The organism is Paraburkholderia lebeckiae (assembly GCF_050436225.1).
Classification (GTDB): Bacteria; Pseudomonadota; Gammaproteobacteria; order Burkholderiales; family Burkholderiaceae; genus Paraburkholderia; species Paraburkholderia tuberum.
In genome coordinates this window covers 4,269,900-4,283,665 of the sequence record NZ_JBNDLU010000002.1, presented here as the reverse complement: position 1 = coordinate 4,283,665, position 13,766 = coordinate 4,269,900, and the positions used below count along the sequence as shown (strand labels likewise).

Below are 13,766 nucleotides of genomic sequence, written 5' to 3'. Positions count from 1 at the left end.
AGCGAGTGCCGCAAGCCGAGGTGAGCGCGACGCCGGCGGCGAGCGCAACCTGCCCAGCACGCGCGGCCGACGCCGTGCTTAAGCGTCGTCCGCTTCGCGCAGCTTGTCCGCGAGCGTCTGCGCGGCCGCGAAGTCGAGGTCGCCCGAATAGATCGCGCGGCCGCAGATTACGCCCTCGATGCCCTCGCCTTCGACTTCGCACAGCGATTCGATGTCCGCGAGGTTCGACAGGCCGCCGCTCGCGATCACCGGAATCTTGACCGCGCGCGCAAGGCGCACCGTCGCTTCGATGTTGATGCCTTGCAGCATGCCGTCACGGCCGATGTCGGTGTAGATGATCGACTCGCAGCCGTAGTCCTCGAACTTGCGCGCGAGGTCGGCCACTTCGTGACCGGTCAGCTTGCTCCAGCCGTCGGTGGCGACCTTGCCGTCTTTCGCGTCGAGACCAACGATGATGTGACCGCCGAACGCGGTGCACGCGTCCTGCAGAAAGCCGGGGTTCTTCACCGCGGCCGTGCCGATGATCACGTACGACAAACCGTCGTCCAGATAGCGCTCGATCGTGTTCAGGTCGCGGATGCCACCGCCCAGCTGAACCGGAATCGCGCCGCCCACTTCATCGACTATCGCCCGGATTGCATCGCCGTTCTTCGGCTTGCCGGCGAACGCGCCATTCAGATCGACGAGATGCAGACGACGCGCGCCGCGGTCGACCCAATGTCGGGCCATTGCCGCCGGTTCCTCGGAGAAAATCGTCGCCTGGTCCATATCGCCCTGTTTGAGGCGTACACACTGACCATCTTTCAGGTCGATGGCGGGAATCAGCAGCATAGCAATCGGGTGTTATCTGGGAGTGGATTGAAGGTCGGCGGCAGCGGCTGGCGAGTCAGCCCGCCGCAATACCGTCTCGCTAGTTTAGTACAACTCGTTCGGCGCTCCAGTGTGGCGCCGGTCGGATGCGGAACCGCTGCACCGCGCGACGCGCGCGCGGCAACGGGATGAAAAAAGGCGTTCACGGGTTCCAGTGCACGAAGTTGCGATACACGCGCAAACCCGCCTCGGCGCTCTTTTCAGGGTGGAATTGGGTGGCAAAGATGTTATCCCGCGCTACCGCCGAGGTAAAGGCCACGCCGTAGACCGTTTCGCCCGACGTATGCGCCGGGTTGTCCGGCACCACGTAGTAGCTGTGCACGAAGTAGAAGAACGCGTTGTCGGCGACACCGTCCCACAGCGGATGCGGCTGCGCCTGACGCACGCGGTTCCAGCCCATCTGCGGGACCTTGAAGCGCGAGCCGTCGTCCTGCACCTGGCCTTCGAGCTCGAAGCGCACCACCTTGCCGGGCAACAGACCCAGACCCGGCGTGTCGCCTTCGGCGCTCCAGTCGAACAGCATCTGCTCGCCGACGCACACACCCATCAGCGGCTTGCTGCGCGACGCCTCGACGACCGCTTCCTGCAAACCGGACGCGCCGAGACTGCGCATGCAGTCGGGCATCGCACCCTGGCCCGGCAGCACCACGCGGTCGGCCGAGCGGATCGCTTCCGGACGATCGACGATCGCCACGTCCGCTTCCGGCGCCGCTTTACGCAGTGCCTGGGCAACCGAGCGCAGGTTGCCCATTCCGTAATCCACAATCGCTATCGAAGTTTTCATTTCAAGTTTGGCCGCTCAGCCCTCGATCCATCGATGCCGCCGCGCGGCGTCAAACGACGAGCCGGCAAATGCGGTCCTGCCCGATGAGTCGCTTGAAGGTGAGTGGCCTGAAGACGTTGGAGGCGGTGAAACCCGTGTTAAAGCCTGCTACGGCCGTTACGTTAGAGGCTGCCCTTGGTCGACGGAATCTGTCCGGCCGCGCGCTCGTCGAGTTCGACGGCCATGCGCAACGCACGCCCGAATGCCTTGAACACCGTTTCGAGCTGATGGTGCGCGTTGATGCCGCGCAGGTTGTCGATGTGCAGCGTTACGCCGGCATGGTTCACGAAGCCGCGGAAGAATTCAATCGACAGGTCGACGTCGAACGTGCCGATGCGCGCGCGCGTGAACGGCACGTGAAATTCGAGGCCCGGACGGCCGGAAAAATCGATCACGACGCGCGACAGCGCTTCGTCGAGCGGCACGTAGGAATGGCCGTAGCGGCGAATGCCCTTGCGATCGCCGATCGCCTTCGCGACGGCCTGGCCGAGCGTGATGCCGGTGTCTTCGACCGTGTGATGGTCGTCGATATGCAGGTCGCCATGCGCTTCGATCTCGAGGTCGAACGACCCGTGGCGGGCGATCTGGTCGAGCATGTGGTCCAGGAACGGCACACCGGTGGTCAGCTTCTGCTGGCCGGTGCCGTCCAGGTTGATCTTCACACGGATCTGCGTTTCGCTGGTGTTGCGAACGACTTCCGCAAGGCGCATGGCAATTCCTCGAATCTGGCTTAAAAGCGCTAGTAATTTGGGGTGGACAAACTGGCGGGCTGCTCAATGCAGCCGTTCAACGCAGCGGCTCAGTGCCGCCGCTCAATGCGGCGGGTTACCGCAACACGAGTTTCAGGCCGGCGAGCAACTGGGCGTTCTCGTTCGGCGAACCGACGGTCAAACGCACGCAATTGGCCAGCAATGGATGCATTTTACTCACGTTTTTGATCAGAATCCGCGCCGTTAGCAGGGTCTCGATCAATACCGACGCATCGGGCACCCGCACGAGCAGGAAGTTGCCCGCGCTAGCGAACACTTCGGCGCCCGGCAGCGCGGCCACCGCCTGCGCGAGTTTCTCGCGTTCGTCGCGCAATTGCGCGGCCTGCGCATCGAGCACGCCGATGTGGTCCAGCAGGAAATCAGCGGCGGCCTGCGTCAGCACGTTGGTGTTGTACGGCGGGCGCACCTTGTCGAACTCGGTCAGCCACGCGGGCTTGCCGACCAGGTAACCGAGGCGAATGCCGGCGAGGCCCAGCTTCGACACCGTGCGCATCACGACGACGTTGTCGAACTGGTCGGCGCGCGGCAGCCAGCTCTTCTGCGCGAACGGCTGATACGCCTCGTCGATCACGACGAGGCTCTTGCCCGCCGCGGCGATGATGCGCTCGATTTCGGCGTCATCGAACAGCGTGCCGGTCGGGTTGTTCGGATACGCGAGATAGATGATCGCCGGTTCATGCTCGGCTATCGCCGCGAGCATCGCGTCGGTATCGAGCGTGAAGTCGGCTTTGAGCGGCACGCCGACGAATTCGAGATGCGCCAGCTTCGCCGACATCTGATACATGACGAAGCCCGGCACCGGCGCGAGCACCTTCGCGCCCGGCTTCGCGCACGCGACCGACATGATGCTGATGATTTCATCCGAGCCATTGCCGAGCAGCACGTCGCACGCCGCCGGCACGCCCATCACGTGACGAATGCGCTCGATCAACTGCTCGGGGCGCGGCGCCGGATAACGATTCAGCGCGACGCCGGCCAGACGCTGGCCGAGATGCGCCGCAAGTTCCGACGGCAGCGGAAACGGATTTTCCATCGCGTCGAGCTTGATGAAGCCGGTGGCATCCGGAACCGGATAGCTCGTCATTGCGAGCACGTCGCTGCGGATGATGTCTTGAGGTGTCGTCATAGGTTCGGGGGCCGGGCCGGGCGAAAGACGCCGGGTCGGCGTCATCAGCGCGGGGCGCTGGGGTTGGTCTCTATTGTCGTTATTAAACGGGGCGGGTGGGCTCGATACGTCGCACGAGCGGGTGGAAGCCGGAAAACATGGAAGCCGGTCGATGCGGCGGCGGTTGCGGCCCTCGCCGCTTCTCCTGTTCCCGCTTACGCCTGCTTGAGTTCCGCCGCGCGCCAGCGCGATCAGCGCTCCGCCTCAGCCGCGTTCGTTGTTGTTCTGCCGCATCCGGTATTCGGCGCTGCGTGCGTGCGCTTGCAGACCTTCGCCGTATGCCAGTTCCGCGGCAATCTCGCCGAGCGTCTGCGCACCTTCCGCGCTGACCTCGATCAGGCTCGAACGCTTGAAGAAATCATAGACGCCGAGCGGCGACGAAAACCGTGCGGTACGCGACGTCGGCAGCACATGGTTCGGGCCCGCGCAGTAGTCGCCGAGGCTCTCGCTCGTGTAACGGCCAAGGAAGATCGCGCCTGCGTGACGGATCTGCTGCGCCCACTGATGCGGCTCCAGCGCCGAAATTTCAAGGTGCTCCGGCGCGATGTCGTTGGCGATCGCGCAGGCCTCGGCCATGTCGCGCACCTTGATCAGCGCGCCGCGGTTTTCGAGCGACGTGCGGATCACTTCGTGGCGCTGCATGGTGGGCAGCAGTTCATCGATCGCTTCCTGCACGCGCGCGATGAACGCGTTGTCGGGGCACAGCAGGATCGACTGCGCGAGCTCGTCGTGCTCGGCTTGCGAAAACAGGTCCATCGCGACCCAGCGCGGGTCGGTCGTGCCGTCGCACAACACGAGGATCTCCGACGGCCCGGCGATCATGTCGATGCCGACCGTGCCGAACACGCGACGCTTGGCCGACGCGACGTACGCGTTGCCGGGGCCGCAGATCTTGTCGACCGCGGGCACGCTCGGCGTGCCGTACGCGAGCGCGCCCACCGCCTGCGCGCCGCCGATCGTGAACACGCGATCGACGCCACCCAGCAGAGCCGCCGCGAGCACGAGCGGATTCTTCACGCCTTCCGGCGTCGGCACGACCATCACGATTTCGCGAACGCCGGCCACCCGCGCCGGTATCGCGTTCATCAGCACCGACGACGGATACGCGGCCTTGCCACCCGGCACGTAGATCCCCGCGCGATCGAGCGGCGTGACCTTCTGGCCGAGCACGGTGCCGTCGGCTTCGGTGTACTGCCAGCTATGGCTGCCGCACTCGATCTTCTGCTTCTCGTGATAGCCGCGCACGCGTGCCGCCGCCGCTTCGAGCGACGCGCGCCGCTTCGGCTCGAGACTTTCGAGCGCCGCCTCGAGCTCGGCCATCGGCAGCTCGAGCTCGGCCACGCTTTTCGCATCGACGCGATCGAAGCGATTCGTGTACTCGAGCACCGCCTCGTCGCCGCGCGTCTTCACGTCGTTCAGAATCTGCGCGACCGCGCGCTCGATGGCTTCGTCTTCGCTCGCCTCGAACGCGAGCACCGCATGCAGCGACTTGTGGAAGTCGCGAGCGGTGGAATCGAGTTTGCGAATCTTGGTAGACATACAGGTATCCGTTTCGGTAAGGCGCGCTATCAGTGCAACGTCACATTGCCATCGTCAGTCAGGCCGCCGGGGCGGCGGTTTGCGACGAAGCATTGGCAAACGCGTCGAGAATCGGCCGCAACGCGGCGCGTTTGAGCTTCAGCGCTGCCTGGTTCACGACGAGGCGCGACGAAATCTGCATGATCTCCTCCACCTCGACCAGATTGTTCGCGCGCAGCGTATTGCCCGAGCTGACCAGGTCGACGATCGCGTCGGCGAGACCAACCAGCGGAGCGAGTTCCATCGAACCGTACAGCTTGATCAGATCGACGTGAACGCCCTTGGCGGCAAAATGCTCACGAGCGGTTTCAACATACTTGGTCGCGACCCGCAGACGCGCGCCCTGGCGCACCGCGTTCGCATAATCGAAACCGGCCGCGACCGCGACCGACATGCGGCAACGCGCAATGTCCAGATCCACCGGCTGATACAGGCCGCTGCCGCCATGCTCGAGCAGCACGTCCTTGCCAGCCACGCCGAAGTCGGCCGCGCCGTACTCGACATAGGTCGGCACGTCGGTCGCGCGCACGACGATCACGCGCAGGTTCGGGTCGGTGGTCGGCAGAATCAGCTTGCGCGACGTCTCGGGATCTTCCGCTACCTCGATGCCTGCCGCCGCAAGCAGCGGCAGCGTTTCCTCGAAGATACGCCCTTTCGACAACGCGAGCGTGAGCGGCGCGCTGACCGCCGGCGACGACGACGTTTGCGGCATCGAACTCATGCCCCGCTCCCGGAAACCCGGCGCACCTTCGCGCCGATCGCATTGAGCTTCGCTTCCATGCGGTCGTAGCCGCGATCGAGGTGATAGATGCGGTCGATCAGCGTCTCGCCCTCGGCGCGCAGCGCGGCGATCACCAGACTCGCGGACGCGCGCAGATCGGTGGCCATCACCTTCGCGCCGGACAGTTTTTCGACGCCGGTTACGAGCGCCGTGTTGCCGTCGATCGTGATGCTCGCGCCGAGACGGTTCAGCTCCTGGACGTGCATGAAGCGGTTTTCGAAGATCGTCTCCACAACTTGCGACGTACCGTCCGCGATTGTGTTGAGCGCCATGAACTGCGCCTGCATGTCAGTCGGAAACGCCGGGTATTCGGAAGTGCGGAACGTGACCGCGCTCGGGCGCTTGTCCATACGCACGCGCATCCAGTCGTCGCCTTCCTCGACCGTGACGCCCGCTTCGCGCAGCTTTTCGGTGACGGCTTCGAGCAGCAGCGGACGCATCTTGCTCAGCGTGACGTCGCCACCCGCCGCCGCGACCGCGCACAGGAAAGTGCCCGCTTCGATCCGGTCCGGGATCACCGTGTGCTTCGCACCGTGCAGCTTGTCGACGCCATGGATCACCAGACGGTCGGTGCCGATGCCTTCGATCTTCGCGCCCATCGCGACGAGCAGATGCGCGAGGTCGACCACTTCGGGTTCGCGCGCGGCGTTCTCGATGACCGTCTCGCCTTCGGCGAGCACCGCCGCCATCAGCAGGTTCTCGGTACCGGTCACGGTGATCATGTCGGTGACGATGCGCGCGCCCTTCAGACGCTTCGCGCGCGCTTCGATGAAGCCGTGCTCGATCGTGATCTCGGCGCCCATCGCCTGCAGACCCTTGATGTGCTGATCGACCGGACGCGCGCCGATCGCGCAGCCGCCCGGCAGCGACACGCGCGCATGACCGAAGCGCGCGACGAGCGGACCGAGCACGAGGATCGACGCGCGCATCGTCTTCACCATTTCGTATGGCGCGACGAGATTGTCGACCTTCGACGCGTCGAGCGCGACGCGCCCTTCCCCGGCTTCGATACGCACGCCCATCTGGCCGAGCAGCTTGAGCATCGTGCGCACGTCCTGCAGATCGGGCACGTTCTCCAGATGCACCGGATCGGCGCTCAGCAGACCCGCGCACAGGATCGGCAATGCCGCGTTTTTCGCACCCGAGACAACAACTTCACCGGAGAGCGGGTAGCCACCTTCAATGATGAGTTTATCCATGCCTGTGGGTTCCTGATCGGCCCGGTTCGCGTCCGGACCTGCCTTGTCTGTGTTCGGCGCGCCGCTAGCGGCGTCGCGCCCTTCCTGAGTAATTCGCACTAAATTTCCAGATTACGCGTTCTGCCATTCGGCGGGCGTCAGCGTCTTCATGCTGAGCGCGTGGATTTCTTCGCGCATGCGGTCGCCGAGCGCCGCATACACGAGTTGGTGACGCTGGATCAGGCGCTTGCCTTCGAAGTTCGGCGAGACGATCGTCGCAAAGAAATGCTGACCGTCGCCTTCGACTTCGAGATGCTCGCACGCGAGTCCAGCTGCAATGTACTGCTTGACCTGTTCGGGAGTCGGCAACATGAGAGAAGCTCCTCGTCAGTGGCGCAGCTTGTAGCCGGTAGCGAGCATGCGCATCGCCACGACGGCCAGCACCACGAAGAAACCGGCGACGATCGCGAGGCTCACCAGCGGGTCGATATCCGACACGCCGAAAAAACCATAGCGAAAGCCGTCGATCATGTAGAAAAACGGATTGAGCCGCGATACTTCGCGCCATACGGGCGGCAGCGTATGCGTCGAGTAGAACACGCCCGACAGGAACGTGAGCGGCATGATCAGAAAGTTCTGGAACGCGGCGAGCTGGTCGAACTTCTCGGCCCAAATGCCGGCGATCAGACCCAGCGTGCCGAGAATCGCCGCGCCGAACATCGCGAACACGATGATGTAGAGCGGCGCGGTGAAGGCGAGCGGCACGAACCAGATCGTCACGATGAACACGCCGAAGCCGACACACAGCCCGCGCGCCACGGCCGCGAGCACGTAGGCCGCGAACATCTCGTGGTGCGACAGCGGCGGCAGCAGCACGAACACGAGGTTGCCGGTGATCTTCGATTGAATCAGCGACGAAGAACTGTTCGCGAACGCGTTCTGCAGCACGCTCATCATCACGAGGCCCGGAATCAGGAAGCTCGTGTATTCGACGCCCGGATAGACCTGCACGTGGCCGCGCAGCGCGTGGCCGAAGATGGTCAGGTAAAGCAGCGCGGTGATGACCGGCGCGAGCACGGTCTGAAACGACACCTTCCAGAAGCGCAGCAGTTCTTTGTAAAACAGCGTGCTAAATCCACTGTACCCGCTCATGCAAGCCCCTCGATCACTTCTGGACCGTTCATCACCTGAACGAATACGTCTTCGAGGTCGGCCTTGCGGACCTCGATTTCTTCGAATGTACAACCGGCCGCGCGGCATTGCGCGAGGATGCGCTCGACGTCGTCGTAGCTCGTCAGGCGCAGCAGATGCTGGCGGCCATTGCCGTTGCCGGCGCCGCTTTCCGCCTCGAGCGGACGCAGCTCGGCGGGCAGCACGCCCTGCGCGAAGCGTACGAACAGTTGCATGCCGGCGAAACGCTGCAGCAGTGTGCCGGTGCGATCGAGCGCAACGACCTCGCCACGGCGCAGCATCGCGATGCGGTCGCACAACGATTCGGCTTCTTCAAGATAGTGCGTGGTCAGCACGATCGTGTGGCCTTCGCGATTCAGGCGCGAGATGAACTTCCACAGCGTCTGGCGCAACTCGACGTCGACACCCGCGGTCGGCTCGTCGAGCACGATCACCGGCGGGCGGTGCACAAGCGCCTGCGCGACCAGCACGCGGCGCTTCATCCCGCCCGACAGCGCGCGCATGTTGGCATCGGCCTTTTCGGTGAGATCGAGATTGGCCATGATCTCGTCGATCCACGCGTCGTTGTTGCGCAGCCCGTAGTAGCCGGACTGGATGCGCAAGGTTTCGCGCACCGTGAAGAACGGATCGAACACGAGCTCCTGCGGCACCACGCCGAGCGCGCGGCGCGCGTTGCGGAAATCGTCGACGACGTCGTGACCGCGCACCGCGATGCTGCCTTCGTCGGCGCGGGCGAGACCCGCGAGTATGCTGATGAGCGTCGTCTTGCCCGCGCCGTTCGGACCGAGCAGTCCGAAGAACTCGCCTTCTTCGACCGTGAGGCTGACGCCCTTGAGCGCCTGCAAGTCCTTGTAGCGCTTCTTGACGTTACGAATTTCTATGGCTGACATGACTATGGGCCGCGTGCGTCGCGGCGCCTGAAGTAACCCCAATGGAGCTTGGGGACGCGCAAATGCTGGAAGAAACGGAACCGGGGCCGATTAGGGGGCCAGTTCAACGCCCCAAAAAAACGTTTGATTATAGGGCAAAAACTGAAAACCCCGGCCTGGCCGGAAGGAGGGAGACGACGCTAGAGGAGCGTCAATGTCGCGCTGACGCAACCATGCTGGAGGCGCCAGAAGAGAGAAGCGTATCGACGCCGTAGGCCTGCGCGAGACTGGCGAGCCCAGCCGGCAGATTGACGATTTCGAACTTGCCGCCGCGCGCCGCCGCGGCCCGCACCCACGCGAGCAGGACGGCGAGCGCCGACGAATCGAATTGCGTGAGCGGCGCGCAATCGACGCCGCCCGCACCCGCCGCGATGCGTTGCAGACCCGCCGCGAGCGCGGCGTTCGCGCTCGCGTGGGTCAGCGTCGTGCCGCTGTCGAAGCGGTTAGCAACCGGATTCAGCACGTCGCTCACGACTGCTTGCCCGCGGCGAGTTGCTGATTGCGCTGCGTGAGGAACTGGATCAGTCCGTCCACGCCCTTCTGCTGGATCTGCTCGTTGAACTGCTGCTGATACGCCTGGATCAGCCACGCGCCGAGCACGTTAATGTCATACACGCGCCAGCCCTGCGCCGTCTTGTACAGGCGGTAGTCGAGTTCGATCGGCTGGCCGTTGTTCATCACGACCGAGCGCACCACCGTGTCGGTGTCGTCCGGGTTCATGCGGAACGGCTTGTACTGGATCTGCTGGTCGCGCACCTGCGCGAGCGCGCCCGAGTACGTGCGGATCAGCAGCATCTTGAACTGCTCGACCACCTGGTTCTGCTGTTCGGGCGTCGCGGTGCGCCAGTTACGGCCCATCGCGAGCTGGGTGGTGCGGCGGAAGTCCGTGTACGGCAAGATCTTTTCGTTGACGAGCGCCGTGATGTGCTTGATGTCGCCCTGCTGGATCGACTTGTCGCCGCGAATCGCGTCCATCACCTGCTGGGTGACGGTCTTGATCAACGCGTCGGGCGCGTTGGTGTCGACGGTTTGCGCCGATGCGCCCGCGCTGATGAACGAAAACAACGCGGCAAACAACGGAATCAGGAAGAATTTTTTCATATCGAGCTTTGCCTCAAAAATAGTGCAACAGTTTGGACCGACCTTATCACGCGAGTTCGACGGCAATCCATGCGCAAACTGCGAGAGTCGTATCGATCTGTTACGGCTGCACGTTCAATGCAATCTTAGGGACGGGAAGTTGAAGCGTGTGGGCGGCACCAACTGACCGGCCGGAATCTGCGTTTCCGGGCCGCCTTTCAGGTCGAGAGGCGGTGTTTCGGCACCCGACGCGGCCTCCGGTGCCGACGCGCCTTGCGGCGTGCCCACGGCCGCGCCGGATGCGGGAGCCGCCTTGGCCGGCGCCCCTGCCTCGCCCGGCTCGCCTTCGTCGTACTTCGGCAGCGGCGCTTCCTCGTCGTAGCTCGGCAGTTCCTGCGGACGCCGGCGGTTATCCGACAACAGATACTGCCGGCGCTGCAGATACGCGTTACGCACGAACGAGTATTTGTCGAGCGCCGCGCCTTCCAGCAGGTTGCTCGCTCCGAGCAGGTTCGCGCGCGTGTTGACGATGTTCAGGCCATACAGCGCCCAGCTCAGGCCCGGCGGGTCGACGTAGCTGATCGGGTTCACGTAGTAGTTGCCGAGCGAGCCGACCGCATCGCGCACCGTGCTCGGCCCGAACAGCGGCAGCACCAGATAGGGGCCTGCCGGCACGCCGTAGTGGCCAAGCGTCAGACCGAGGTCGTTGTCGTGCTTCGGGAGCTTCGCGAGCGTCGCGACGTCGAACAGGCCGCCGACGCCGAACAACGTGTTGATCACGATCCGCATGATGTCGGACACGCCGTCGGCGATGCGCAGCTGCAGCAGGTTGTTCGCCGCGATATAGACGTCGCCGATGTTCGAGAAAAAGTTCGTCACGCTGTCGCGAACCGGCTGCGGCGTGACCCAAACGTAGCCCTGCGCAACCGGCTTCAGCGCGTACTGGTCGATCTTGTCGTTGACGGTGAAGATCGTACGGTTCAACCCTTCGAACGGATCGCCCTTGGTAGGCGTCTGTACGGTCGTGCAACCGGCGAGCAGCGCAGCCGCCACGGCGACCTTGCCAAACTGTAGGACACGCGCGCCGCTGCGCGGGGTCTGCAGTGTCGTCTGCATCTAATTCTCCTTGTTGGCCTTACTGGCCGGCAGCGCCGGAGGCCGGCGCGCCCGGCGCCGGTGCAGGGGCGGATGCGGCGGGCTTCGCCGCGCCGGAATCCGCGGCCTTGCTATACAGGAACTGGCCGATCAGGTTTTCCAGCACGATCGCCGATTGCGTCATCGAGATCGTATCGCCGGCTTTCAGCATTTCCGAGTCGCCGCCCGGCTCGAGCCCGATGTACTGTTCGCCGAGCAGACCCGAGGTCAGGATCTTCGCCGAAGTGTCCCTCGGAAACTGGTATTGCTTGTCGATATCGATCGTGACGAGCGCCTGGTAGGCGTTGCTGTCGAAGCCGATCGACGCGACCCGGCCGACCGTCACGCCGGCGCTCTTGACCGGCGCACGGGGCTTCAGCCCGCCGATGTTGTCGAACTTGAGCTTGACCGGGTAGGTTGCCTGGAACGACAACGAGCTCATGTTGCCGGCCTTCAGCGCAAGAAACAGCAACGCCACGAAACCCAGCACCACGAACAGGCCGACCCAGAAGTCGAGAACATTCTTTTTCATCGTCATCCCAAAGTGAATCCGCCGCGCCGCCGCCACTTCCCGCCGTGCGCGGCGCATCATGCACCGCCGGCAGCCGGCACGCTGCGCGGTCTTAGCTGAACATCAGTGCGGTCAGCAGGAAATCGAGCCCGAGCACCGCGAGCGACGCGTACACGACCGTGCGGGTCGTCGCGCGCGACACGCCTTCCGGCGTCGGCTTCGCCTCGTAGCCCTGAAACAGCGCGACGAAGGTCACCGCGAGGCCGAACACCACACTCTTGACGACCCCGGCGCCGACATCGCGCCACACGTCGACGCCGCTTTGCATCTGCGACCAGAATGCGCCGGCATCGACGCCGATCAGCAGCACGCCCACCACGTAACCGCCCAGAACGCCGACCGCGCTGAAGATCGCGGCGAGGATCGGCATCGACACGATGCCGGCCCACAGGCGCGGCGCGATCACGACCTTGACCGGATCGACGGCCATCATTTCCATCGCGGTGAGCTGCTCGCCCGCCTTCATCAGGCCGATTTCCGCGGTCAGCGACGTGCCCGCGCGCCCGGCGAACAACAGCGCGGTCACGACCGGCCCGAGCTCGCGCACGAGCGACAGCGCGACCAGCAACCCGAGCGCCTGCTCGGAGCCATAACGGTTCAGCGTGTAATAGCCCTGCAACCCGAGCACGAAGCCGACGAACAGCCCCGACACCGCGATGATCACGAGCGAATAATTACCGACGAAGTGGATCTGCTTCGTGACAAGACGCGGGCGGCGCAGCAGCGGGAAAAATTCGAGCACGAGCCGCAGGAAGAAGCGCGTCGCGTAGCCGGCGGTGCCGAGCCCGGTGATGACCGAGCGACCGATCGTACTGATCATGACTGGCCTCCGCCGATGCCGAAGTCCGCCGCGAGCGGCGTCTGCGCCGGATAGTGGAATCTGAACGGGCCGTCCGGCGCGCCGTCGATGAACTGCCGCACGGTCGGATCGGTCGACGCGCGCAGTTCGTCGGGCGTGCCCTCGGCAAGCACACCGCCGTTGGACAGGAAGTACACGTAGTCGGCGATCGCGAATGATTCCGGCACGTCGTGCGTGACGAGAATCGACGTGGCGCCGAGCGCCCGGTTCAGCGTGCGGATCAGGTTCGCGGTGATGCCGAGCGAGATCGGGTCGAGACCGGCGAACGGCTCGTCGTACATCATCAGTTCGGGGTCGAGCGCGATTGCGCGCGCGAGCGCCACGCGTCGCGCCATGCCGCCGGAAATCTCGGACGGCAGAAGGTCGCGCGCGCCGCGCAGACCGACCGCGTTGAGTTTCATCAGCACGAGGTCGCGCAGCAGTTCTTCGGGGAGATCGGTGTGCTCGCGAAGCGAGAAGGCGACGTTTTCGAACACCGACATGTCGGTGAACAGCGCGCCGAACTGGAACAGCATGCCCATCTTGCGGCGCAGCGCGTAAAGGCCTTCGCGCGTCTGCTCGCCGATGTCCTCGCCATGGAACAGCACCTGGCCGCGCTGGGCGCGCACGAGGCCGCCGATCAGCCGCAGCACCGTGGTCTTGCCGCAACCCGAGCCGCCCATGACCGCGACGACCTGACCGCGACGAAAGCGCAGATTCAGATTCGACAGGACGAGCCGGTCGCCGTAACCGAAGTCGACGTCGCGCAGCTCGAGTAAGGTCTCGGGATAGGAAGGCACCAAACTGACGATCCTTTTACAGGGAAGGCCGAATTATAGGGCCATCATGCAAAAGCTG

Annotated in this window: 16 protein-coding genes; all 16 read right to left on the bottom strand. The window is 64.4% G+C overall.

The window, feature by feature from the left end; genetic code table 11:
* Positions 1–78 precede the first annotated feature (78 nt).
* The 16 genes from hisA to OKW45_RS34325 all read right to left on the bottom strand — a co-directional run bounded on the left by hisA (position 79) and on the right by OKW45_RS34325 (position 13,711).
* Positions 79–831: a 1-(5-phosphoribosyl)-5-[(5-phosphoribosylamino)methylideneamino]imidazole-4-carboxamide isomerase gene (hisA, locus tag OKW45_RS34400; protein WP_018420070.1), complete on the bottom strand. Its 753-nt coding sequence runs from the start codon at positions 829–831 to the stop codon at positions 79–81.
* A 181-nt stretch (positions 832–1,012) separates the two neighbouring features.
* Positions 1,013–1,654 (bottom strand): imidazole glycerol phosphate synthase subunit HisH, encoded by a 642-nt coding sequence (hisH, locus tag OKW45_RS34395; RefSeq protein ID WP_026225712.1) that lies wholly within the window; start codon positions 1,652–1,654, stop codon positions 1,013–1,015.
* A gap of 161 nt (positions 1,655–1,815) precedes the next feature.
* Entirely contained in the window at positions 1,816–2,403 is a 588-nt protein-coding gene (gene hisB / locus OKW45_RS34390; RefSeq protein ID WP_429473229.1) for an imidazoleglycerol-phosphate dehydratase HisB, read from the bottom strand.
* Between the two features lie 115 nt (positions 2,404–2,518).
* Positions 2,519–3,589 (bottom strand): histidinol-phosphate transaminase, encoded by a 1,071-nt coding sequence (hisC, locus tag OKW45_RS34385; RefSeq protein ID WP_018420067.1) that lies wholly within the window; start codon positions 3,587–3,589, stop codon positions 2,519–2,521.
* A 243-nt stretch (positions 3,590–3,832) separates the two neighbouring features.
* Complete coding sequence (hisD, locus tag OKW45_RS34380) at positions 3,833–5,167, bottom strand: histidinol dehydrogenase (RefSeq protein WP_018420066.1); 1,335 nt, start codon at positions 5,165–5,167, stop codon at positions 3,833–3,835.
* Positions 5,168–5,225: 58 nt separating this feature from the next.
* On the bottom strand, positions 5,226–5,927 hold the full coding sequence (hisG, locus tag OKW45_RS34375) for an ATP phosphoribosyltransferase (RefSeq protein WP_018420065.1): 702 nt from the start codon (positions 5,925–5,927) through the stop codon (positions 5,226–5,228).
* The gene (murA, locus tag OKW45_RS34370; RefSeq protein WP_184009192.1) at positions 5,924–7,186 is read right to left on the bottom strand and encodes a UDP-N-acetylglucosamine 1-carboxyvinyltransferase; all 1,263 of its coding nucleotides are present in this window, start codon (positions 7,184–7,186) and stop codon (positions 5,924–5,926) included. Before murA ends, hisG begins: the two co-directional genes overlap by 4 nt.
* A gap of 111 nt (positions 7,187–7,297) precedes the next feature.
* Complete coding sequence (locus tag OKW45_RS34365; protein ID WP_008918725.1) at positions 7,298–7,537, bottom strand: BolA family protein; 240 nt, start codon at positions 7,535–7,537, stop codon at positions 7,298–7,300.
* A 15-nt stretch (positions 7,538–7,552) separates the two neighbouring features.
* Positions 7,553–8,317 carry an ABC transporter permease gene (locus tag OKW45_RS34360; RefSeq protein ID WP_018420063.1) on the bottom strand — a complete coding sequence of 255 codons (765 nt, stop codon included), beginning with the start codon at positions 8,315–8,317 and terminating at the stop codon, positions 7,553–7,555.
* Positions 8,314–9,246, bottom strand: coding sequence for an ABC transporter ATP-binding protein (locus OKW45_RS34355; RefSeq protein WP_018420062.1), 933 nt, complete (start codon positions 9,244–9,246; stop codon positions 8,314–8,316). The genes OKW45_RS34360 and OKW45_RS34355 overlap by 4 nt, the downstream gene beginning before the upstream one ends.
* 190 nt (positions 9,247–9,436) lie before the next feature.
* Complete coding sequence (locus OKW45_RS34350) at positions 9,437–9,757, bottom strand: STAS domain-containing protein (RefSeq protein ID WP_018420061.1); 321 nt, start codon at positions 9,755–9,757, stop codon at positions 9,437–9,439.
* The gene (locus OKW45_RS34345) at positions 9,754–10,386 is read right to left on the bottom strand and encodes an MlaC/ttg2D family ABC transporter substrate-binding protein (RefSeq protein ID WP_018420060.1); all 633 of its coding nucleotides are present in this window, start codon (positions 10,384–10,386) and stop codon (positions 9,754–9,756) included. The genes OKW45_RS34350 and OKW45_RS34345 overlap by 4 nt, the downstream gene beginning before the upstream one ends.
* Before the next feature lie 114 nt (positions 10,387–10,500).
* A complete protein-coding gene (locus OKW45_RS34340) occupies positions 10,501–11,481 on the bottom strand; it encodes an MlaA family lipoprotein (RefSeq protein WP_429473228.1) in 981 nt (326 codons plus the stop codon).
* 19 nt (positions 11,482–11,500) lie between these two features.
* The gene (gene mlaD / locus OKW45_RS34335) at positions 11,501–12,031 is read right to left on the bottom strand and encodes an outer membrane lipid asymmetry maintenance protein MlaD (RefSeq protein WP_035470668.1); all 531 of its coding nucleotides are present in this window, start codon (positions 12,029–12,031) and stop codon (positions 11,501–11,503) included.
* Between the two features lie 91 nt (positions 12,032–12,122).
* Positions 12,123–12,890: a lipid asymmetry maintenance ABC transporter permease subunit MlaE gene (gene mlaE / locus OKW45_RS34330; RefSeq protein ID WP_018420057.1), complete on the bottom strand. Its 768-nt coding sequence runs from the start codon at positions 12,888–12,890 to the stop codon at positions 12,123–12,125.
* A complete protein-coding gene (locus tag OKW45_RS34325) occupies positions 12,887–13,711 on the bottom strand; it encodes an ABC transporter ATP-binding protein (RefSeq protein WP_018420056.1) in 825 nt (274 codons plus the stop codon). The genes mlaE and OKW45_RS34325 overlap by 4 nt, the downstream gene beginning before the upstream one ends.
* Between the last annotated feature and the right edge of the window lie 55 nt (positions 13,712–13,766).